Source organism: Opitutaceae bacterium, from assembly GCA_015075305.1.
In the GTDB taxonomy this organism is placed as follows: Bacteria; Verrucomicrobiota; Verrucomicrobiia; order Opitutales; family Opitutaceae; genus UBA6669.
Window position 1 is genome coordinate 191,509 of the sequence record JABTUS010000005.1, and the last position, 23,177, is coordinate 214,685.

Genomic DNA, 23,177 nt, shown 5'->3' on the forward strand with positions numbered 1-23,177 from the left:
TGATCGGTCCTGCTGCGTTCATCTGCCTCGCGCCTCTCGTTCTCTGGGAAAATTTCTGCCGCCGTTGCGCGATGTACGGTCCCAGGTCACGACGGAGCGTGGCACTCCAGGGGGGCGGAGCATTATGGGGCATGCGTCGTTCCTTCACGTCGCGTTTCCGGATGGGTCGTAGATTCTTGCGAGTTCCAGCAGAAGGCTCTCAAGTCGCTTCCAGTATTCCGCCTCGGGCAGCGAGGATTTGCTGTCGCGCAGCGCCTCGATTTCCGACTCGAGCGCGTCGCGGCGGGCGCGGCGGTCCCGTGTCCAGGCCGCCTCCTCGGCGCTCCTCACGAGGTGCCACTGTCGGGCGCGGGTGCCATCGAGTGTTTTTCCTCCCTCAGCCTTCCTTGACGCCCGGGTGCCGCGGAACCAATCGGCGGGCGTGCCGAGTCCGTCCCCGTTGTCGTCGATCAACGCATGCTCGGTCGCGAGGCGGCCCTCGCTGCGGTAAAACTCGGCCGTGCGGTGCGAGGCGCTCAGGAATGCCTCGAGCAGCGATGTCTGGCCGTCGCGGTCAAGGTCCGCCGACGGGTCGGCGACCGACTCCGAAAAGTAGCCGCCAAATCTCGCATAGTTCTGCTCGTAACCGCTGCGCGTGGCCACCACTACAACGCGGTTCGGCGCCGACAATCGTGCAAGAAACGGAGCACTCGATGAGGTGCCGGCGATGACAGCGGTCGGACGTTTCAAGGGCTTCGCCCAGTTCGCAAGTTCACTCGCGGACAAGTCCGGTCCATTGAGATTGAACCACGCTTCCTTCCCATCGAAGGTGCCATGGCCGATCAGGACTATCCACAATTCGCGATCAGCAACGCCCGCCGCCTCGGTGATGGCAACCTGCACGCGCTTCAGATCGTTCTCGGCCGGCAAAGGATCCGTCTTTCCGATGATGATGACCCTGCCCTCACCCGCGCGCGCAAACGCCGCTTTCCAGGATTTCAGCTGCCGATCGAAGGCATCCGCGTACGCAGGCTCGCCGGGCGCGCCGACCACGATGACGGCATCGGGTGACTCAACCGCCGCCTGCACGGCGAAGGCCAGACAGATTCCCGCCGCAGCAACGAAACAGCGCGCAAGGTGAATCAGCGGCGCATCTCTTCTCATCATGCGAGCCCCTTCCATCGGCGCAGGCCCCACTCCGCAATCAGGCAGGCCAGCGCCAGCGCAAACATCGCCGGCGTGTGCCAGAGCGGACGCGCGCGCGTTTCCATGACAGGAGCCTTCTTCTCAGGCAGTGAACGGACAAACGAGTCCAGATCCGCCGCGCGAATCACTTCGCCACCGGTTCTCTGGGCGATCGATTCCAGCAGTGAAACATTCGGCGTGAGCGACCTGAATTCCTCCGCCGCCAGATCCGTGCTCCATCCCGAAACCGCCCGTCCCGTTTCCGCTCCGGCGGGATTCGTCACGATGGCCGTGGCGCGAAAGCCACCGTTTGAGCGGGGAACAAAATTTGCGGAGTAGAGCCCGGGCTCATGCTGCGACGGCTCCGCGCGCAAGCGAACCGGTGCGGCCTTCATTTCACCCGGTGAACCGACTGTCAGCGTTTCAACGTCGATCGCCACAGAACCATCCTCCACCGGTTGAAAGCGCGCGTCACGCACGCGCACGTCCAGTGCGACCGCTGCATTGGCATCTTCCGCAACTGGCTCCACCTGCAGTTCAACCCGCCGCGGCACATCGGCCACCAGCCATCGCGCAAGCTGGCGCCAGGCCTTTCCCAGCAGCTCCTGCCGGTCGGCGTCGCGCGTCCCCCAGCGCCAGAGGTCGCCCGCCATGAGCGCCGCCGTGCGCCCGCGGCCAAACCGCTGAACCGCGAGCACCGGCGACTCGCCTCCATTCTCGTCGCGCCCGGTGGCGATGAGGCTCGCACCCGGCTTGATGCCGCGCACGCGGTTCATAACTCGAAACGCAGGCATGCCCTCGATGCGTGCGCGCTCCTGGGTTTCATTGTCATAGAGCCGCGCCCAGGCCTGCAGCCACCCTTCGCGCGCCAGCTCAAAGTGCACCGGCGATGGCTCGCGAGAGTCGTTGGCCCCTTCGAGCACCTGCGGGTCCGTCCGGTCGAGATAGACGGGCAGCATGTCGCCAATGGGCGTGCGATGATACCCTCCGGGCTGGAAGGACTCCATGCCCCCGAGCATCAGGAATCCACCACCGCGTTCGGAAACAAACTTCTGGGCGAGCTGCGCCTGGTCGACTCCGAAGAACTCCGCCTCGAGATCATCCACGATGATCGCGTCATACGCATAGAGCTCCTCCGCCGTTCTCGGGAATCCACCCCTCAACTCCTGTTCGTCCTTGGTGTTCAGGCGGACCAGGACCGGCTGATCGTAGCGCTGGACATCCTCGGCCGACTGCTCCCCAAAGCCCCTGTAGAGAGGGTTGCTCGTCTCGCCGGCGCGTCCGCGAAAATCGAACTTCGGCTCGCGCTTGGCCACGCGGATCAACGCGACCAGTTGAACCTGCGGGTCGATTTCAATGGCGCGATTCAAGAACTTGAACTCCCAGTTCGGGCGGCCGGCGACATAGAGCACGCGATACGGACCGCGCCCCCGGTCCACAACGAGCACGCGGGTGTTGTTCGCTTTCGTCGCCTCATCCGACTTCTCCGCGATGCCACCCGAGGCGCCGCGCAGGCCCACGGCCAGTCGATAGAACGACACCCCGGCGCCCTCCGGCTTCAGCGTGAATCGAAAGGTCATCGCGCCTCCACGCCCGCCCGCCGTCTGGGACTGCTCCTGCACAACACGGCCCGACGCATCCTGGATCTGCGCGCTGATCGACTGTCCGTTGAAACCGGCGACACCGACATCCGCCTGTATGTTCACCGGTGCATCCTCGAACGCCGTCTGGCTCACAGTGACCTGCTGGACCGATATGTCTCTGATGGCCCCGGGGTTTCCCAGGACGACGGGATAAACCGGCGCCATTCCCTCGAGCGACGGCAGCACACCGCGAAGGTCGGTCGCGTTGCCATCGGTAAAGAGGAGAATTCCCGCGAGCGGCCTTCCCTGAAAGCGTTTCTGAACCGAGCTCAAGGCTCCCATCATCCCCGATGCGCGGCCGTTGAAGTCGAGTTCGCGAAAATCCGTGGTCGCGTGCAGCGCCGAGTCGAACAGGTAGCGCCGCACCTCAAAGGTCTCCGCCAGCCGGCTCTGCCATCCGGTCGTCCCTGCATCCACCAGGCGCGTCAGCACCTCGCCGCGCGAGCGCGACTCACCGGCATCATGGATTTGGAGTCCCTCGCTGTTGTCGGCGACAACCGCGAAGAAATTGGCCCCCTGTCTCGCGCGCTGCGAAAGCCACAGCGGCTCCAGCAGGCACGCAGCCAGCGCGGCGAATCCTACCAGCTTCAGTCCCAGGCACCACCAGCGCACGGCGCCCGCCTGACGCGCGGGCAGGTAGCTCCACGCGAGGATGGCACCGACCAGCGCGAGAATCGCCGCCAGAGGCCAGAGCCACTGATCGGCCGACAGCGTCAGCGAAGCCCAGGCGTATGCGGATGAACCTGGGAGCCCGGTCATGGATTCCTTCCCAGCTCCTCGTAGTATTTGCGGACCGATTCCGTGAATCGCGCGGGAACGGGATCACGGTCCACAGGCAGCAGCGAATCACCGGAGTTCCGACGGGCCAGCTCCTCGCTGATGCGGTCGCGCACCTCGACGAGCGGACGCAGGATTTCGGCGCGCACCACGGCCCAGTCGGGCTTCGTTCGGTCATGCCGGTACTCCTGACGCATGCGACGCGCGCGCTCCCGCGCCGTCGCAACCGCATCGCGCAACTCCCGATCATCGAGCACATCCTCAACCTCGCGCAGACCGTTCACCCAGGGACCATACTCGTCGCCCATGATTGGGCCGCCATCGTTCGACGAAAAGTCCGCCCGGGGATCCGCCCGTCCGCGTCCGTCCAGCAGGCGATTCAGCTCGAATCCTCCGCGACGCGCGCCCTCCGCCCTCCCCGCCTGCGATCCGCCCGCCCGGGATCCGCCCGCCTGCGCCAGCTCAATCTCACTCGCCTTACTGGGAGAGCCAGCCTGTTCGGACCGGGCTTCCGCGTCACTCCTGGAACCGCCCTTAGCTCCTTTTCCGCCTCCCGGTGCGTTCTCCTTGCCGGATTCATTCCTCGAACCCTCCGCCTGCGCTAGCTGGCCCGCCTCTTCGGAGGCTTTTCCGGATTCGCGCATCAACTGTTCCGTCAGTTCGTCGAGCTGTTTCTGCGCATGGCGCAGCGCCTCGGCGTCGTCCCCAAGCACGCTGCCGGCGGCCTTCTCCACGCCGCGTCGCAGCTCCGCGACTCCCGCGCCGGCCTTCTTTTCCGCGTTGAGCGCCTGCGGCAGATAGCCTTCGCGCAGAAGTTCCGATGTCAGGTCAAACGCCTGTCCGCCCTCGCGCTGCTGCGTCTCCTTCAGGCGTTCATAGAGGGATCGTGTCATCATGCCTTCCGCCAGCAGATCCTGCTGCATCTGCTTCGAAACGTTCGCATCGTCCTGGCTGACTTTGCGAAGGCTCTCGTAAAGCTGTCGCGAAACCAGTGGCTCCGTATGCTCGGCCTGCTCCGAAATTTCTGTCGCGCGTTTCACGACCTGCTCCAGGCGGTCGCGCTGGCCCTTCAGTTCCTCGGCCAGTTGCTCGCGCTCGGACTTGTCGGACAGGGACTTCCTCGCCGGATCGGCCAGCCCGGAAATTTTCTCACCGATCGCCTGCTGCCGCCGCTCCAGTTCGCGCGCCTCGCCGCGAAGCTCGCGCAGTTCCTCGGAGAACTGGCTCGAGTTCTCCTTGCGCAGCGAATCCCGCATGCCCTGAAGTTCCCGCTGGGCGCGCGTGCCCGCGGCCAGCGCCTGCGAGACCGCTCCCTCGCCCGACGCGTCCGCCGAACGCTGGAGTTCCTGGCGCGTCTGCTCGAGCTGCCTGCGCTCGTCGGACATGCGGGACTGGTTTTCCGGGCGGTCCATGCGCTGCCGCAGATCATCGACGTCCGCCAGCATGTCGCGCTGCTCCTCCTGCAGGCGCTTCAGTTCGCGGCGAATCTCCTCGCGTTTCTCCTCGGAGCGCGCCTCCTGAAGCGCCGTCTGCAGTTCCTTCAGCCGCTCGTTCACCGCCTCCTGGCGCTGCGCAAGCTCCTGGAGTCGGTTGATCGTCTGAACCTGCTCCCGACGCTGCGGATCCTGCATCGAACGGGCCTGCCGCTGCGTCTCATACCGGTTCTCCGACTGAGCCAGGTCCAGTTGATCCAATTGCTGCTGGTTGCCCTGACCGCCCTGTCCGCCGCGGCGGCTCCGGCTGCGGGAGATGCCCGTCTCGTGCTGCTGGAGGCTGAGCAGGCCCTGGTAGGCGGCCTGCTCGGAGGACAACGCCACGCGCAATTGCTGCGGCGCGGCCTCCGAATCGTTGAGCTGGCTGGCCGCCGTCTCCATCGATTTCACGACACCGCTCCACAGCGCCGCGTCGGCGGGACGCGGACTCTGCTCGGAGGCCTCGCGCGCCTGATTGAGCGCCTGGGCCTGCGAATCCCGCACCACCCGGACATCCTCTGCGTAGGTCTTCCCCGTGGGATCGCGCTGCAGTTTCCAGGTCGCCGACATGATCTGCTTCTGGAGCTCCGTGAGTCGCTGGGCATTGCCCATCTGACCCATTTGATCGCTCTCCATATTCTCAGCCTGCATGCCCGTCTCCTCGCGGAAGATCTCATCGAAGGGCCGCACCTCGCCAAAATAGAGGTCGCTCGTCGTCCGACGCACCTGCCCGTCCGGACCGATGTCGTCAGCCCACAGATGCCAGGAAATAAGCGTGTCCGGCTTCAAGTGGAGATCCTCGAGGCGCAGGAGGCGGCTGAACGACCGGCGGTCCCTCGGCGTGGAGTCGCGTCCGAGTTCGATCGACTGCGGCTCTTCGCCGCCAATGGAATACGCCAGTCCATAACTGGGACTGCCAAAGTCATCCCAGACCGTGCCCTGAAAGGAAATCTCCTCCAGCGGCGACGGACGCAGGTCCCCGCGCGGAGAGACCAAGCGCAGTTCCGGTCGGCGGTTTGGTTGGACTTCGATGACAAACGATGCCGGGAGTTTGTTCGCCCGCCCGTCGGCATCCTTGAGATGAAGCTCATACGTCATCGAGCGTTCAAACACCCGTGCCGGAAGCATCGCGACCGCCTTGTCCTTCGACGGCACCAGCGCAAGTTCGCCTCCCTCCTTGTCGCGCGCAACGAGTCTGGCCTCGGCCACAGGCTTGTTGAGCTGGAGTGTGAGTCCAATCCGCGCGCCCTCCACCGCGCTCAGGCGGCGCGTGTCCTCGATGCGCTTGGGCTCCTGTCGCGTATACGCGGGGAATTCAAGCTCGGCATCCGAGCGCTCGAGTCGCGGAAACTCAAAGACGGTGACCGCATACTCCCGGGATGCCTGGTCGCCGTAGGCGATTCTGTAGCGCAGATTCTCGGTCACATCGGCGATCGTTCCGCCAAACACCGGATCCGAGAGGCTTCTCACCAGGGGAACGGTTCTCTCCGGTTTTCCCGACTCGCTCACGATCAACTGCGCATGCCCGGGAACGCTGCCACCGAATCGCGCCAGCACGACCAGCGTTTCCCCGCGCTCGATCGCGGTGTCACCCGGCGTCACACTGAGTCCCACCGCCATCGTCTTCCGCCCCGCCTCCAGGCGCGGCAGCACGCGGTCGACGTTGACCATGACAACAATCAGCACCACCAGAGCTGCAGCCTGCGCGAGATGCGCGGCGCCAATCTGCCAGCCGGGCACGAGGCGCCGCCAGTTTCCCTGTGAACCCTTTTCGATCGCCGCAGCCAGAAGCTCCTGCTGCAAAAAATTCCGCGGACGCCCCTCGGCATCGGGCTCCTGCTGCACGGCGGTGAGAATGAGTCCGTTCAACGTGGAGTCTGACTTTTCCACGCGCTGCGCCAGGTCGCGATAGTCCGGGCGCGCCAGGAGTCGCCGGACAAGAATGCCTGCCGCCCCTGCAATGGACAGCGCGGTCACAACCGACAGCGTGCCGCCGGCAGCCCAGCCGAGTCCATGCGCGGCGATCAGCGCAAGCACACCGACGCCGGCCCCGCCGAGCCATACGGCCGCGAGTTCCCAGCCAAGACGGCGCAGCCGCAGGCGCTTGAACACAGCGCGCAGTCTCTCGCGAAGAAACACGTCCATCATGGCGCGACTCCCTCCCCGGCGGCGACTGACATTCGACGTGCCCGCGCCGCGATGATCGTTTCCGTGAGCAGCACCGCAAGGGTTGCCGCAATGAACCACCGCCACAGTTTCTGGCTCCCTTCGATCTCGACCGCATGCCTGGAGGCCGGCGCGTCGGATCCGCCGCCGCCCGTTCGCACTCCCGTCACGTTCTTCGCCGGCACTCCGAGTTGCTCCAGGTCGTCGAGCGACAACGCCTCCGTTCTCGATTCGCCAGGATCCAGATTCACCATGAACCGCATCTCGTTTCCGTCACCCTCGACGCGATAGATCCCGGGTAGCCTTGTCGCGCTGAAACTGCCGGTTCCCGGTGCGACCGTTTGCCGCCGTCCATCGGCGGACACCATTGTCAGGGGCTTCGTCGAAGCCGGCAGCGGAAGCGCGTCGCCGACAAAAAACTGCGAGATTTCCGGCCGGGTGACATTCGCGTAGTCCATCAGCGACCAAACGAGCGGCACGAACTTCGTGGACACGGCGAGCTGGCTGTCCTGGGGCTGCCAGCCGGACGCGAGCCAGAGAATCCGCCCCCTGCCAAGCGGAATCTCCATCAATGCCGGGTCACCGGAGTCGAAGCGCGCGAGCACACGGGCGTTCGCAAAGGCGGCCTGATCCAGGTGGCGGTATTTCCAGAAGTGGATCTTCGTGAAGTCCGAATAGCGGGGATCCGCAAACGGAGCGAAAATCGGATGCGTGAAATCAATCTCGCCCAACATCGCATAGCCGCCGGCCGCCGGCTTGATTTCCGCCGCCGCCATCGCCACGCGCGCGAGCGCCAGCGCCAGCGCCGTGGCATCCTCCGGCGACCTCGGCGCCACGAGCAGCGTCCTGCCGGATTCGATCCACGACCTCAGCGCCGTTGCAGTTGAGATCGACGTCGCAGCCGTCAGGAAGCCGGCCTCAATTGTTCCCGCTTCGGATGCGAGCGCCTGCTCCGCGCCCTGGGACCGCACGAGTTCGACCTGCACCCGCGACGACGATTCCAGCGCCCGTTTGAGAAAGTAGAAGGGCTGGGTCGGATCCGCCGCATCCTCGACGCCAAAATAGCCGATGCGCAGCCGTTGCCTCTCGGGCGGCACGACAAACACGGTGTTGTCAAACGCCGCGCCATCGCCGCTGAGTTCGATCCTGTCGACGCCATCCGTGTCGCGCGGCGGCTCCATGGTCACGATGCGCGACTGGCCGGGCGGAACATAAACCGGAACCGGTTTGCCGACGGCGTTCGCGCCGCGTTTCCACACAAGCATGAACTGGTCGGCCGTGGCGTCGCTCGTATTGGAAACTCGGATACGAATGGGAGTTCCACCCCTGGCATCCGCGGCCGCGGCGCCGGCGAGCAGTTGCACGCCGGCGTTGCCGACGCGCACGGGCCGCGCGGTCGCCACCCGGAGCTGCACAGCTGCGGGCCACTCATACGCCTGAAGCGCCTCCAGACGGCTGCCCGCCTGGACATCACTCACAAGCACCACCTCCCGGGATCCGCCATCCTTCCCCTCCTGATCGACATCGTCGAAAGCCTCCGCGGCGGTCACCAGCGCCTCGCCGAGCCGCGTGCCCTCCCAGGTTGGCGCGAGGCTGGCCAGCCGCGCGCGCGCCAGCGTGGCCCGGGCGTCGGGCGGCGTGGAATCCCACTCGGAAAATTCAAGAACCATCCTCGCCTCGCGGCCGAAGGCGATCACCGCAAGGTGGTCCAGGGGTCGCAGGGAGCGAATCACCTCGTCCGCCTTGAAGAGCGCGTCGGTCCACAACCCCTCCCGCTGCAGGCTCGCGCTCGTGTCGAGCAGCAGAACAACCTGGCGCGGACGCTCCGCGAGAGGGACGATCGCTGAGTCGTCGCTGAGAAACGGACGCGCAAAACCGAACGCAAGCAGGATCAGCGCAAGGCAGCGCAGGGTCAGCAGCAGCCAGTGCTCCAGCCGGCTGCGCCGCTTCAGGCGCGGCGCTGTCGGAGCCAGAAACATGAGCGAACTGAAGGGAGTCCGGGTGCGGGTGGCCCGGCGCGAGAGGTGAAACAACACCGGCAGCGCGATCGCGAGCCCGCCGAGGATGAAGAGCGGGGTGAGAAAACTCACGGCGCACCTCCTGACGCCCTGCGTCCAGCACCCGCCTTTTTCCTTCGCCGGAGAAATTCCAGCAGCGCAATGTCCAGCGGATCCGAGGTCAGCAGGCGCGTGCGGGAGATGCCATGACGCGCGCACAACTCCGCCAGCGCGGCGGCATGCGCGTTGAAGCGCTCGACGTAGCCGGCGCGTGCCGTCGCCGGATCGGCATGCATGACGCGCGCCGACTCAAGGTCCTCAAACATCGTCGAGGACGGAAAATCGAGCGTGGTCTCCGCGGGGTCGAGCACCTGAAAATTGGCGACCTCGTGACCCGACGCCGCAAGCATCGCCAGGCTCGGCTCGAGTTTCTCCAACGGCGCAAGAAAGTCGGAGATCAGCACGAGCAGCCCTCGTTTCCTCACGAGCCGCGCCACGTGTTCGAGAGGTGCGATCAGATCCGTGGAGTTTCCGCCCGAGGGTTTCTCCAGCGCGTGCAGAATCTGCCGCAGATGACCGCCGCGCGCCCGCGCGGGCAGGTACTCGCGCACCGCTTCGTCGAAGGAGACGAGGCCGACGGCGTCGCCCTGGTGCGCAAGAAAGTGCGCCAGCGTGGCCGCCAGCGTGATCGCGTACTCCGCCTTCGCGTACCCGACGGTGCCGAACTCCATCGAACGGCTGCGGTCGACGAGCAGGTGGCAGCGGAGATTCGTCTCGTCCTCGAACTTCTTCACATAGGCGCGGTCGCTGCGGGCCAGCACCTTCCAGTCGATGTAGCGGGGGTCGTCGCCCGGCGTGTAGGCGCGGTACTCGGTGAACTCGACGGAAAAGCCGTGATAGGGACTGCGATGGAGCCCGCTTAGAAACCCCTCAACCACGATCCGAGCGCGAAGTTCCAGATTCCGGATCCGCATCAGCGCCTGCGTGTCGACACGGCCCGCCGCGCCCGGCGGCGTTGTCGCCTGGCGGGTGCCTGTGGATTGGGCTGTGGCCGTGTTGACTGGCATGCGGTGGTGGAATCAGTCGCTTCAAACCGGCGCGGCCTGCGCAGCGACCAGCCTGGCGACGATGTCTTCGATGCGCACGCCGTCCGCCTCCGCCCGATAGTTGAGCAGGATGCGGTGGCGCAGCGTCGGGGTGGCTAGCGCCTGGATGTCGTCGACGCCCACATGCGACCGGCCGTGCAGGAGCGCCCTGGCCTTGGCTCCGAGGATCAGGAACTGCGCGGCGCGCGTACCCGCGCCCCAGTTCACCCAGTTCTTGACGAAGTCCGGAGCTCCCGCCTGCCGCGGACGCGAGGAGGCGGCCAGGCGCACCGCGTAACGCACCATCTCATCCGCGACCGGCACCGTGCGGACAAGCGCGTGAAAACCGAGCACGTCCGCGCCATCGAACAGGGGTTCAATCGCTTCTCCTTCGGCCCGCGTGGTGCGCGTCACCACCTCCACCTCCTCATCCTCGGGCAGGTAGTCCACCACGACGTTGAACATGAACCGGTCGAGCTGCGCCTCGGGCAGCGGATACGTGCCCTCCATCTCGATCGGGTTCTGCGTCGCCAGAACAAAAAATGGCTCCGGCAGCGGATGACGCACGCCACCGGCCGTCACCTGATGCTCCTGCATGGCTTCCAGCAGTGCGGCCTGCGTTTTCGGCGGGGTGCGGTTGATTTCATCCGCCAGCACCATGTTCGCGAAAACCGGCCCGCGGACGAACGCGATCTTTCTTTCGCCGAGCACATCCTGGAGGATCTCCGTGCCCGTCACATCAGCCGGCATGAGGTCGGGCGTGAACTGGATCCGCTGGAAATCCAGGCGGAAGATCCGCGCGATCGATTTCACCAGCAGGGTCTTCGCCAGGCCCGGCGCTCCCGTGATGAGGCAGTGCCCGCCCGCGAGCAGCGCGATCAGGATCTGCTCGATGATCGCGCCCTGGCCGACGATGACCTTCGCCAGCTCGGACTCAATGCGCGCACGCCCCTCGCGGAGTCGTTTTGCGGATTCGCGTTCGACGGCAAAGCGATCGGCGGGCAGTGGCGGCGGAGTTTCAGCGGATGCTGCTTCTGAGGGATTCTCGGACATGGTCAAGGGTTCGGAAGGGATGAGCGGAAAAAGGGGCGGCCCGGCGATCCGGTTCAGTGGGTCATTGCATAGAAGATGATGTTTATTCCAAGCGGATAGGCGATCTTCTCGGAAAACGTGTGAAAATAGTAGTCGTTCTCCCCCTCGCGCTCCCAGCCGTCGCCATTGTCGGTGTTGTGCGTCGCTATCGCCATCAGCCTTCCCTTGTCATCGAAGAGCCCGCGATGGTGAACCACCTGCGCATCCTCGCGCTCCCAGGTCACGCCCGTGACCTGGCTCTGCACGCCGGTGTAGATGTTGGGCACCTGCGCCTTGGACTTGATCTCGAAGACGCAGTGGTAGACCGGGTGGCTGAGCGGAATGTCGGTGAACGAACGATCCGGAAACACCTTCCTGAGCTCGTGCTCCATGCTGGCCCATTCGCGCTCGCCCCAGAAGTCGTCGAGCATGAGGAATCCTCCGTTCAGCAGATACTTCCTGAGCGCCCGCACCTCGCTCTCATTGAGATAAAGCCCCCCCGGCTCCACGATGTAGATGAAGGGGTAGTCGGCCAGCTCCGGATCGGTGAGGCGGATGATGCGGCCGTCGGGATCGACCTTGACCGAGGTCATCTGCTGAAGGCGGTAGGAAAGGTTGAGATCACTGTCCGGCAGATCCGTGCGCCATCCTCCGCGCGAACGCCCGTAGCCGAAGTTGCCGCGGTCGTACCGGATGCGCACGAACGTGAAGACGTCGTGCCTGAAGCGCCGCGGATTCTCCCAGTTCGGCGTGTCGGTGCTGTGCGAGGGAATCTCGCGTGCGGTGCGAACCTCCTCGCCCACCTGCCCGCCCTCCCCCCACCAGCCCTGCGCCCGCAGCCCTGACGCCGCCGCCGGGGAAAGAAGCACTAGCACGAATCCGGGAATCACCGCGCGCCGGAGCGACGGAGCGACGCCTTGTATCCGATTATTCGATACACGCCTGCCCGCTGGCGCGCTCTCCGACGGGTTCATGGCGACAGCGGAACCGGAGGACGCGCCTCGTGCATCTTCAGCAGAAGCGCCAGCGCCGCGCGGTGGCGGGGCGCGTCCTCCAGCGCGGCAAGCACCTGGGTGCGCGCCGCCGGGTCACCCACGCTGAAGAGGAGCCCGGCCAGTTGGAAATGCACGTCCGACGGGTTTGAAGGACCGAGCGCAAGCAGGGTCGAGCACGCCTCAATCGCCGCAGCCGGATGCTTCAGGTGCGTCTCCGCGCGGGCAAGGGATTCATAGGGGGTGGCGACCATCGGGTTGACCGCGAGGAAGCGCTCCGCATTCCGCGCCACCGCGGCCCAGTCGTCGCGCTTCTCGGCCAGAGTCATGAGACGCAGGAACGCATCCGTGGTTTCGTCATTGGCCGCCGTCCAGGCCGTCAGCACCTGCTCCTCCTCGGCCGGCTTGTCCAGATTCCGGTACGCCGCCGCGAGATAGGCGTACGCGCTGTCGCCTTCCGCATGCGCCGGGAACCGGCGGATGTGTTCAACCATCAGCGGCACAAGCTCCTGCCACTTTTCCTGTTTCGCCATCCGCCGGGCCATCGCAAGCGCGCCCCAGAAATTGCCCGGGTGCTTCCCGACCCAGGCGGCAAGCGCATCCTCCGACCCCGGAGCCAGCAGCTGCGCGGGCGGCTTCTCCATCGCGGCATCACTCGCGAACCCATTGGCCTTGCGCTGGGCAAAAACGACAAACGCCTTGTCGAGTTCCTTCAGCGAGGCCGCATGCCGCTGGATGGCTTCGAGGCTGTCGACGCCGTCGCGCAGGGACCGCAGAATCCCCTTCATGGCGTCGAGCCCGTATTGCTCGACAATGAACTCCACGACCAGCGACGACTGGAAATAGGCGAACTGCACCGCCTCTGGATTCGGCGCCGTCAGGAAGACGGAGCTGAGTTTCTCCACGGGCGTGAGTTTGCCGTCGCGGATCATCTGCCTGAAACGCGGCGTCATGGGCATGCCCCACGCGGGATCCGCCTGGCTCTCCTCGTAAACCGAAATGCCCTCGCTCAGCCACCGTGGCATCCGGTTGCGCGTGAACTGCAGGGTCACGACGTGGCAGAACTCGTGCCAGAGCACCGACTCCCAGTTGGTCCCCTTTCCCCCCAGGGCGACCGGACTGTTGGCCGTGATCACCCGCCCGAAGCAGACGCCTAGAAACCCCTGCACATCCGGCATGCCGAAGGTGCGTACGGCAAAATCCTTCTGGTCGCCAAAGACGTCCACGCGCGTCGGTTCGGACAGCTCGACTCCGTAGCGGGCGGCGAGATGCTCGCGCGCCCGAGTCAGCAGCGCCAGCACGCGCGGCCCGTACACCGCGCTCTCCTTCGCCGTCATTCTGACGATGAAATGCGGGTTCTCGGTCACGGCATACTTCGCAAGGGTGTCGCGCAAAGTGACGAGATTGAACGCCTCCACATCATAGCCGTCCTTCTTGTGCACTTCCTGCGCAAGCGCCCACCCCTCCTTCTCATCACCCAGCCGCAGCAGGTCGCTCGCGAGCTGCGCCTTGGCCGGCAGGTAGTCGGGGTCAAACGCAAGCGCGCGCCGCTGCGCGGCGGCTCCCTCGGCAAAGCGATACTTCTGCGACAGCTTTTTTCCGATCAGATAATCGACGCGCGGATTCTCCGCCCAAAGGGTGAGACCCGCGGAGCGGGCCATTTCAGCGGCGGCGGACTGGTTCGCGAGCTGCGCGAGCACCGCGCGATAGGCCGCCACATCGGGATGAGCGGTGTGAATGGAGTCGCAGATCTTCAGGATCTCCTCGGCGCCGGCATAGTTTTCCGCATCAACCTCGTGATCCACCTGCAGGATCAGACTCGGCACATGCCGCGGATTCGCGTGCAGTGCGGACTCGAGCGCCGCCAGCATCGCTTTCCTATCACCATCCTCAAAGGCGCGGGCTGCGCCATACAGCAGGTCGGGATCCGCCGGATGTTTTTCGAGTCCCTCGCTGAACGCCTTTGCCGCGAGAGGGAAATCGTGTTTCTCAAGCGCCAGTTCGCCGCGGGCGAGATAGACATCGCGCAGCGTCGGGTCGTTCTTCTGCGCTTCCGCATAGAGACGCTCCAGCACGTCCTTCGGGTCCGCACCCATGACCAGCGCCATCCGGCCGAATGCGACGATTTCCGCAGGCGAGCGAAAAGCCCCCCGGCGACGCACCACGCGCTCCGCCATTTCAGTGAGCAGGGTGCTCGCCGCTCCGGTCTGGCCGAGAGCCAGCGCGACCTCCCTTGCCTTCCAGCGCAAACGGATGCTCTGGGTTTCCTTCAGCATCGCCTGATGCAGCGCCGACTCCGCATCCGCATAACGCCCCGTCGCCATCAACGCATCAGCAAGGACGAGTGGCCAATCCTCGCCCGCGTCCTTGGCCTCGCAGGCATGGGTGGAAACACGTATGACTTCCGCGTATTCTCCTTTGAGCAGCAGCCCCCTCGCATCCTCCCACGACTCCGCGCCCGGGAGGACATTAGCCAGCAATGCGATGAACATGGCGACCATCAAAGGCCTGCAACGATTCACTATCGCGCCTGCGCACTGTTGCCCTCTCATGCCTCAGGGTTATGCGGCCTCCCGGCCTTTGCAAGCGACGTCGCGCACGCCTGAAAGCCCTATTGTCCCACCCCGAGAAACGCCATTGCCAAGCTCTCGACAGCCCGGCAACTTTCCCGCCGTCCCCGTCAGTCGTTCAGTCAACAAGAAACCCAAATTATATGAACAAGATTATTGGTATCGTTTTGATCGTTGTCGGCGCATTCCTCTTCTACAAGGGCTGGTCCCAGAAGGATTCCATGGCCGGTGCCGCAGCAGAAGCCAGTGCGAAAGTCGCCAACGCTGTCGACGGCGGCACCCGCACGCCAAAACACATGGTCTACATGGTCGCCGGCGGCGTGATCGCCCTGGTCGGCATTGGCGTGGCCATGAAGCGCTCCGCAGCCTGATTTGCCTGGCTGGAAGACTCTCCGCGCCCTTTGCCCATCAAGGATTCCTGATTGAGGCAATCGAGCGCGAGAGAGCCCGGCGGGCCCGCTTGTGATCCACGCGCGAGTCACGCCGACGCCTTTCTTTTTGAGGCGGCGATGTCTGCGTCATCCGGACGCCTTCCGGCCTCGGACCGTTTTTTTTCCGGATCCGCCTTTTTTCTTCACGGCGCGCGGTGCTGCTGACTTCCGGCGGCTCGACTTGGTCGCCCCCGCAGGGCCGGCAGTCGTGGCCGGTTTTCGTTTTGCGGACGCGGGCTCTGAGGGCGCAGCGACCTTGGCAACCGGCTCGATGTCGATGCCGAAAACGTCCGACAACTGGTCCGCGGCCATCGCTCCGTCGTCCGTCCCGGCCTGGGTCAGAGCCGGGGAATCCGCCGCCGCGCCAATGAGTTCAAGGTGGTCGACCCCGCGCAGCAGGAAGAGCAGCTCCGGATGGGTGTCGAGGCGCGCACCCACGCCGTAGAGCACCGCGGCGAGGTGTTTGCACAGATCCGCCCAGTCCGGGCAACTGCAGGCGAGCTTGATTTCCGAGGGCTGCGGGAACAACCCCTTCTCCCGGTCCGTGATCACACGCATGACCGCGTCCGAAAGGCGCCCCTGCAGCAGTCCGACCAGCGAGTCGATCCTACCGGCGCATTCGGCCTTGATCGCCTTCCATTGCGCCGGTGCGAGCGGGGCGATGGTCACGGTTCCATGATAGAGCCTGGAGCCCATGATCTGCGCCTTGATTTTTCCCGGCTCGATCTGCAGATCGAGCACCGAGCCGTTGCGCACGTAGGTTCGGCCGCGTGGCAGGCGGTTGGCGTAGTCGCTGAAGGATTCAAGATGCCGGCACCATGCCTGTCCCCAGAAGGTGCGCGCGATGGTGCGCCCTTCGATTCTCACCGGAGCGAGCCGCTCCCCTTTTTTCAAGCGCGTACGCGCATGCCGTTCGGCTTTGGCCCGGCGTTCGGCGACACTGACATAGGGACGGTAGCCCCATTCCCAACTCATAGTAGTCACGCATCCTGAACAGCTGCCCGCAGGTCAAGCGAGACGAATTTCAGCAGCTCAGCGTTGCCCATCTCTGTCAGTGAAAGCTCACCGCCGTCGCTCAGCACATCGGCCGCCAGCGCCTGCTTGTCGGCGATCAGCCGGTCGATCTTTTCCTCGACCGTGCCACGGCAGACGAACTTGTGGACGAGCACGTTCTTCCTCTGTCCGATGCGATAGGCGCGGTCAGTCGCCTGATTTTCGACCGCAGGATTCCACCATCGGTCGAAGTGGATGACGTGTCCGGCTTCGGTCAGGTTGAGCCCGGTGCCGCCGGCCTTGAGCGACAGAATGAAGAACGGCGGTCCATCCTCGCGCTGGAATCGCTCGACGAGACCGCGCCGCTCCGCCACCCGGGTGCCGCCGTGCAGGACGAGGCCTGGGCGCTGGAAAAGCGTCGTCAGGAAATGTTGGAGCGGCCTGGTCATCTCCCGAAACTGGGTGAACACGAGCACCTTTTCCTGACGCGAGGCGATCTCGGTGGCGAGTTCGGCGAGGCGCTGGAATTTTCCGCTGTCCGCCGGATTGAAATCGCCGCCCCCGAGCCACTGGGCCGGGTGATTGCAGAGCTGCTTGAGACGCATCAGCGCGGCCAGCACGACTCCACGGCGTTCAATGCCATCGACGTTGGCGATCCGCTCCGCGAGTTCGTCCACGGCCTGCTCGTAGAGCGCGGCCTGCCGCTTCGTGAGGGAGCACAAGGCGTGCATCTCGGTCTTGTCCGGCAGATCGGCGATGACGGAACGGTCGGATTTGAGCCGGCGCAGGATGTAGGGTCGCACGAGCTGCCGCAACGGGGCGAAGGCGCCCGGCTCGGTGCTTTGCGCCAGGCGTTTGGTGTAGCGCGTAAAATTGCGCGCGCTGCCCAGCAGGCCGGGATTCAGGAAATCGAAGAGCGACCAGAGGTCGCCGAGACTGTTTTCGACAGGTGTGCCGGTGAGCGCGATGCGCACGGACGCCTTGAGTTCCTTGACCGCGCGCGTCTGGCGGGCGCCGGGGTTCTTGATCGCCTGCGCCTCGTCGAGGATCGCGAGACTCCATTCCTGCCGGCGCAGCCAGTCCAGTCTCGTCAGCAGGCCGTAGGTCGTGATCACGATATCGATGCCGGCCAGCGCGGTCGCGGGATCCCGGGCGGCCTCCGCCAGTGCATCGGCTTCCGTTTCGGACGGATGCACGGCAAGAAGCCGCAGTGTCGGCGCAAACCGCGCGGCCTCCGCGAGCCAGTTGCCCATAAGCGAAGCTGGCAGCACCAGCAGCACGGGAGCAGCGCCGGGCTGCTCGGCTCGCGCCTGCAGAACCGCGGCCAGAACCTGCACGGTTTTACCGAGTCCCATGTCATCCGCCAGGCAGGCTCCGAGCTTGAGCTTGCGAAGGAAATGCAGCCAGTGCACGCCTGTCGCCTGATAGGGCCGCAGCGTGGCCCTCAGGCCGGGAGGGGAGGCTGCGGCGGCTGTCGCCGCGGGCTGACGCAGTTCGGCGAGGACGCTTTCCAGCCAGTCGCCGGCCCGCACGCTCGACCACGCGCGGACATCACTGTCCGCGTCTTCACCCGCCTCGGCGCCGGGCTGCGCGCCGCTGAGCAGCCTCAGCGCCTCGGCAAACGAAACGCCCTCGTTTTTCCGAACCGCATCGAGGCTCCTCCAATGATCGAGCACGGCCCGGAGTTTTTCCCGGTCCACCTCGACCCATTTGCCTTTGATCAGGGCGAGCCCGGCATCGGCGCTGACGATCCGTTCCCACTCCTCGGGTGTCAGGGCCTCACCGTCCAAGGTCAGCGCAACGTTGAAATCGAGCAGGGCGTTGAGCCCGAGTCCCGCGGCTTTGCGTCCGCCGACGGTGACGCTCACCGTGGGGCGCGGGGGGTGTCCCGGCCTCCACCAGTCGGGGATGCGCACGAGCAGCCCGGCCTCCTCGAAAAGCGGGATGTCGCGCAGAAACCGATGCGCTTCGCGCGGCAGCCAGGCCTGCGGTTGAAAAACCCGCTGCGAATCCACCAGTTCGCGGGCGAGCGCGCTTTTCTCCGCGGCGCGCTGCACCGGCGCAAGCAGCGCCAGCAGGGCGCTGCGATTGCGCGCACCGGCATACTCCTGGAGCGCGCGGCCGAGCGGCAGGTATTGCGGTCTGGCATCGTCGGACACGCGGTGCGCATAGGTGGCGAGGAACGCAAACGGGCGGTCCGGATTCTTCTTGTTTTCAGCCAGGTGAAACGTCACCCGTCCGACCACCTGCCAGACGGGGTTGCGTGCTTTCAGCCAAGCCTGGGGGCCGCCGGCACAAGAGCGGATTTCCGATTGCGCAAGCGTGTCGAGTTCACGCCAGAGCCTGAGGAGCGCATCGGGGGATACGTACTCCGCGCCCGGCATGGGCGGCACGGCGCCGGTGAGGGCGGTGAGTTCGTCCTCAGGCGGAACTTCGATTCCCGTGCCATCCGGGGGCAGCTCGGGCGTGTGGCACAGTCGCGTGAGGTAGCGTCGTCCGAACTCGCGCCAAAACGCCGCTATTGGCGGCAGTGCGGTATCGAGGGTGTCTGTCGCCAGGCTCAGCAGCAGGTGGGCGGAGGATCGCTCCGCGGCCTGTCGCAGGAAACCTGCCGCGCGGGCTTCCACATCCGCAGAGAGGGATGAGAAGGGATCCAGGTGAAGACGACCCTGCGGAGAAAACGAAAACGGCACATCCTCTTGTTTTTTGCCACACGCCAGTCTGTCAACGGCGTTCCGGCCCGATATCTTCCCGCCCCATTCACTCAGTCATGAGCAAATGCCGCTGTTGGAAAACACCCCGGAGGTGTCCTGATCGCCAACAACCCGGGCACGGACCTCCCAGGCGTTCAGCACCGGTCTTCCGTGGTAGACCGGGGTGATGGTGCCCCATTCGACGACGATGGTCAGCGTTGGTGGAAAGTTAGGTGACGCGATCAGATAGTGCTGTTTGGCCAACGCCTCGACCACCCCGCGCAGGATGGGCTCTTCCGGCGGTTTCTATTGGCAATGCTGGGCGACGTTTCCGGTTTCCGAATAACCCAGACTCACCGGAACGTAGTAGGCCGGACGTTCCGCCGTGGGCGGAGCGATCCTTCTGCCCTCCTTGGTTATGTCCGTGGATACCACCATCATTCGATCCTCAGTTGTCGCGGCCACGGCGACACCCACAACAGCAGGCATGAAAGCAGCCCACAACCCGCCGAACCGAATTGAATGCGAAAGCCTTTTCGCCGGGGTCTGATTCACTTTCACGGCTGTGATTGTATTGAAGTTGAACCTGGGGCGCACGCCCCAAATGAGGTGTGCTCACTGGATTCATCCCACCTCCGTTGGAGGGACATGCTTTGTCATGACCCGGGAACGCCCGCAGCTCCACAACGCCGGACATTCCGCATGCAACGCCTCAACCTCGCCCCCATCCCAACCCGTCCCATCCGGTTCGAATCCGGCTCCATCCGTGGTTCTCTGCTGGTTTGTCTGGATCGAACAACCCGGCGTTGTCCTGCGACGTGCGATCCCTGGTCACGACGGAGCGTGCCCCTCGTGCGCCTGTGAGGGCGTCCACACAGCGGGGTGCAAGTCCCCGTCAGGCGGAACGTTCACCCGCCTGCAACCGAAGGCTACTGCGTCGTGGCAACACGGGGTGGAGAGCTGCCGGAGGTGAACAACCCGTCCGTAACAAGTAACATGACACATGATGCAAGGTGAACCCGATTCGGCTACGTCGACCAGCGAGCTCGCGAGGGTAAGGCGAAGCTCCTGCCATGACCCAGGTGGGAACAACTCCCTGTGCGCCAGCAATGGCGCAGGGTCCTCTGGCTTGCGGCCACCGTCAGAAGAAAAGCGTGAACGAGCGCAAATGCGGTGGTCGGGGCGGCGTTGTGGTTGGGGACAGAAGGGTTGGAAGTGGGGACGAAGTAAACAGGGAGAACCGCCGGGATCGGAACGGTGTTCAGGGCGGAGACGCCCGAAGAGCCGCCCGGCGGAAGTCAGAGCGTTCATAGTAGCGATGAAGCGGGGTAATGCCCGGGGAGCGAAGGGACGCAGGAAGGTGGAGGCGTGAAGTCCATGACGAACGACGGTGAAAACCGAGCGGCGCCAGTGGCGGGGGTGACCCCGCCTCAGCAAGCCGCAGACATCCGCGAGCGCTGGCCGTGGGTGGAACGCACGGTGTGGACCGAACGCATGCTGACCCGGCTCGAACAAAGCGAGCCGGCAACGAAGTGGTTCCGGCTCTGGGACAAGGTGCTCGACGCGCGCAATCTTCAGGCGGCCTTCCGGTCGGTCTGGCGCAACGCGGGTGCCCCCGGAGTCGACGGCCAAACGACAGGGCAGTTTGAAGCCAAAGCCGAAGCCGAACTGGCCCGGCTGCGCGAAGAACTGCAGGGTAGACGCTACCGCCGCCAACCGGCGCGACGCGTCTGGATACCGAAACCCGGCACGACCGAACAACGCCCGCTGGGCATTCCAGCGGTGCGGGACCGGACCGTGGAAGCGGCGCTGCGGCACGTGCTCGAACCCATATTCGAGCGCGACTTTGCCGAGCACAGCTACGGGTTCAGGCCCGGACGTGGATGCCGCGATGCGGTGGGACGCGTGCAGGAACTCCTGAGCGAGGGACGCGGCTGGTGCGTGGACGTCGATCTCAAGAGTTACTTCGATACGATTCCGCACGACCGGTTGATGGCGCTGCTCGAACAACGCATCGTGGACGGCAGCGTCCTGACGTTGATCTCCCAGAGCCTGAAAGCCGGAGTGCTGGAGGAACTCAAGGGCTGGCAGCCGACCGAGCGCGGGACTCCGCAAGGGGCCGTGATCAGTCCGATGTTGTCGAACCTGTACCTCAACCCGCTCGACCACGAAATGGTCCGGCGAGGGTGGGCAATGGTGCGATACGCGGATGACTTTGTCGTGCTGTGCCCGACCAGGGAGGAAGCTGAAAGCGTGCTGGCGTGGCTGCGCGAATGGACCACGGGAGCGGGGCTGACCCTGCACCCGACCAAGACCCGCATCGTCAACGTCGCAACCGAAGGCTTCGACTTTCTGGGCTGGCACTTCCGCGGGGCCAAGAAATGGCCCCGGAAGAAAAGCGTGCAGAAACTGCATGACAAGCTGCGTCCGCTCACGCGGCGCGCCAATGGGCGAAGCCTCGGCGAAATCATCGCCAAGGTGAACCCCATCCTGCGGGGCTGGCACGGTTACTTCCATGACAGCCTGCCGTCCGGTCTTAGTGACATGGACGGCTGGCTGCGGCGTCGCCTGCGCGCGATGCTGCGAAAACGGGAGAAACGCCCCGCCTTCGGGTTTAGCCGTAACGATCATACCCAATGGCCAAACCGCTGGTTTGCGGCACAAGGATTGTTCAGTCTGAAGCACGGTTCTTGTACCTACGGTCAGTCTCGCTGAGAAACCACTGACTGGAGAGCCGGATGCGGGAGATCCGCCCGTCCGGTTCGGAGGGAGGAGTGGCGCTAACCACGCCATTCCTACCTCTATCAGTTGGAGGTCGGAGATCGGAAGTCAGGCATCTGGCTTCTGACTTCTGATGAAAGCCTTTGCTCTGCCAATCTCATGTCTTGTGACCAATCCCTCTCACTCGCTCCAAAGCGCCCTTGACTGAGCTTGCAGAGATCCGGTTAGAAACGTACTGTCCCTGACATGAGCTCATTGGAAAGCATCGTGAAAGAATTGCGCATGCTACCTCCGCCAAAATTGGAGGAGGCTGCGGCTCTTATTCATCGCTTGCGTGAGGCAACTCGCGAGGAGCGATTCGCTGCGCTTGAGCGCAGCGCAGGCATGCTGACCGATCGGGAAGGCGCCGAGTTGCAGCATGTCATCGAAGAAGGCTGCGAAAAGATCGATGCCCGCGACTGGTGATGTACTGCTTGACACTTCGGTAGTGGTGGCGGTCTTGCGCCGCATTCCAGGCGTGAAGGAGCGGCTCCACGGTGCAGGCGAACTGTTTGTGCCGCTCGTCGTGTTCGGGGAATTGGAATACGGCGCGAATCTTGCCTCGCCTCCGGAGCGGCAGCGCGAGGCAATACGCACTTTCATGCTGGGCTCAACGGTGCTCTTGCCCACGCTGCGCACTGCCGCGGAATATGGACGCCTCAAGGCCGCATTGCGCACTGCCGGCACGCCATTGCCGGAAAACGACATTTGGATCGCCGCCCTTGCAGCCGAACGCGGCCTGCCGCTGGCGACGCGCGACAAACACTTCACGCGCGTGCCCGGCTTGGATGTGCTCGACTGGTCCTAGTGCGCGACAACCGCGCTTTAGATCGCCCTTTCAGGGCTCGGATTGTCGGATGACCGGGGATCCCAAGGCGTTGCCTTGGGCTGCCATGTCTCGCGCCTTCAGCGCTCACTGTTCCCACCCGACTGCCCTTTTTCTCGCTCTTCCTTCGCGGCTTCGCGACTTTGCGTGAGACCCTTCCGGCGTTCTACAGCAGGACGGGATCGGGCGTTGCGAATGTGTGATTGTGGTGGATACGAGAGGTCTGGTTTCCAATTGATGTCTTGGCGGATGACTGCGGGCTGGAAGCCCGAGCCACGGTTTTGGCTGATCTCCGACCGCTGACCCCTGCCCCGATTTCCGCGCCAACGGCGCAACCCACGACAGCCCATGGCAACGCCGTGGGATTCGATGGGAAGTCGCATCCTTGAGCCCTGAAGGGGCGATCCAACGCGCCGTTACGCCAAAAACTGGCCCGCCCATTCACCAATGCTTGCATCCCACCCCCACTGGAGGGGCATGCTTTGTCATGACCCGGGGACGCCCGCAGCTCTTCAACGCCAGCCATTCCGCATTCAA

Annotated in this window: 16 protein-coding genes; 4 read left to right on the plus strand and 12 right to left on the minus strand. The window is 64.8% G+C overall.

Going from position 1 to position 23,177, the window contains the following annotated elements:
* Positions 1-144: 144 nt before the first annotated feature.
* The 8 genes from HS122_11375 to HS122_11410 all read right to left on the minus strand — a co-directional run bounded on the left by HS122_11375 (position 145) and on the right by HS122_11410 (position 14,859).
* A complete protein-coding gene (locus tag HS122_11375; protein MBE7539001.1) occupies positions 145-1,146 on the minus strand; it encodes a hypothetical protein in 1,002 nt (333 codons plus the stop codon).
* The gene (locus HS122_11380; GenBank protein MBE7539002.1) at positions 1,143-3,566 is read right to left on the minus strand and encodes a hypothetical protein; all 2,424 of its coding nucleotides are present in this window, start codon (positions 3,564-3,566) and stop codon (positions 1,143-1,145) included. Before HS122_11380 ends, HS122_11375 begins: the two co-directional genes overlap by 4 nt.
* Positions 3,563-7,204 carry a hypothetical protein gene (locus tag HS122_11385; protein ID MBE7539003.1) on the minus strand — a complete coding sequence of 1,214 codons (3,642 nt, stop codon included), beginning with the start codon at positions 7,202-7,204 and terminating at the stop codon, positions 3,563-3,565. Before HS122_11385 ends, HS122_11380 begins: the two co-directional genes overlap by 4 nt.
* Positions 7,201-9,312, minus strand: a complete 2,112-nt coding sequence (locus tag HS122_11390; GenBank protein ID MBE7539004.1) for a BatA domain-containing protein — start codon at positions 9,310-9,312, stop codon at positions 7,201-7,203. The genes HS122_11385 and HS122_11390 overlap by 4 nt, the downstream gene beginning before the upstream one ends.
* Positions 9,309-10,193, minus strand: a complete 885-nt coding sequence (locus HS122_11395; GenBank protein MBE7539005.1) for a DUF58 domain-containing protein — start codon at positions 10,191-10,193, stop codon at positions 9,309-9,311. Before HS122_11395 ends, HS122_11390 begins: the two co-directional genes overlap by 4 nt.
* A 114-nt stretch (positions 10,194-10,307) precedes the next feature.
* On the minus strand, positions 10,308-11,357 hold the full coding sequence (locus HS122_11400; protein ID MBE7539006.1) for an AAA family ATPase: 1,050 nt from the start codon (positions 11,355-11,357) through the stop codon (positions 10,308-10,310).
* Positions 11,358-11,410: 53 nt separating this feature from the next.
* On the minus strand, positions 11,411-12,349 hold the full coding sequence (locus HS122_11405) for a DUF4159 domain-containing protein (protein MBE7539007.1): 939 nt from the start codon (positions 12,347-12,349) through the stop codon (positions 11,411-11,413).
* Positions 12,346-14,859, minus strand: coding sequence for a hypothetical protein (locus HS122_11410; protein ID MBE7539008.1), 2,514 nt, complete (start codon positions 14,857-14,859; stop codon positions 12,346-12,348). Before HS122_11410 ends, HS122_11405 begins: the two co-directional genes overlap by 4 nt.
* Positions 14,860-15,080: 221 nt before the next feature.
* Between HS122_11410 and HS122_11415 the strand changes: the two genes are divergently transcribed.
* Positions 15,081-15,308, plus strand: a complete 228-nt coding sequence (locus tag HS122_11415; protein MBE7539009.1) for a DUF3185 family protein — start codon at positions 15,081-15,083, stop codon at positions 15,306-15,308.
* Positions 15,309-15,455: 147 nt separating this feature from the next.
* Here HS122_11415 and HS122_11420 read toward each other — a convergent pair whose 3' ends face one another.
* From HS122_11420 to HS122_11435, 4 genes are read right to left on the minus strand one after another with little or no spacing between them, the layout of a single operon-like run.
* A complete protein-coding gene (locus HS122_11420) occupies positions 15,456-16,343 on the minus strand; it encodes an SWIM zinc finger family protein (protein ID MBE7539010.1) in 888 nt (295 codons plus the stop codon).
* Between the two features lie 5 nt (positions 16,344-16,348).
* Positions 16,349-19,081, minus strand: a complete 2,733-nt coding sequence (locus tag HS122_11425) for a DEAD/DEAH box helicase (protein ID MBE7539011.1) — start codon at positions 19,079-19,081, stop codon at positions 16,349-16,351.
* Positions 19,082-19,129: 48 nt separating this feature from the next.
* Positions 19,130-19,330, minus strand: a complete 201-nt coding sequence (locus HS122_11430) for a hypothetical protein (protein ID MBE7539012.1) — start codon at positions 19,328-19,330, stop codon at positions 19,130-19,132.
* A gap of 30 nt (positions 19,331-19,360) precedes the next feature.
* Positions 19,361-19,543 (minus strand): hypothetical protein, encoded by a 183-nt coding sequence (locus HS122_11435; GenBank protein MBE7539013.1) that lies wholly within the window; start codon positions 19,541-19,543, stop codon positions 19,361-19,363.
* An 888-nt stretch (positions 19,544-20,431) separates the two neighbouring features.
* Here HS122_11435 and ltrA point away from each other — a divergent pair.
* From ltrA to HS122_11450, 3 genes are all read left to right on the plus strand, one after another.
* Complete coding sequence (gene ltrA, locus HS122_11440; protein MBE7539014.1) at positions 20,432-21,769, plus strand: group II intron reverse transcriptase/maturase; 1,338 nt, start codon at positions 20,432-20,434, stop codon at positions 21,767-21,769.
* Between the two features lie 252 nt (positions 21,770-22,021).
* The gene (locus tag HS122_11445; GenBank protein MBE7539015.1) at positions 22,022-22,240 is read left to right on the plus strand and encodes a hypothetical protein; all 219 of its coding nucleotides are present in this window, start codon (positions 22,022-22,024) and stop codon (positions 22,238-22,240) included.
* A complete protein-coding gene (locus HS122_11450; GenBank protein ID MBE7539016.1) occupies positions 22,224-22,622 on the plus strand; it encodes a type II toxin-antitoxin system VapC family toxin in 399 nt (132 codons plus the stop codon). The genes HS122_11445 and HS122_11450 overlap by 17 nt, the downstream gene beginning before the upstream one ends.
* Positions 22,623-23,177: the final 555 nt, after the last annotated feature.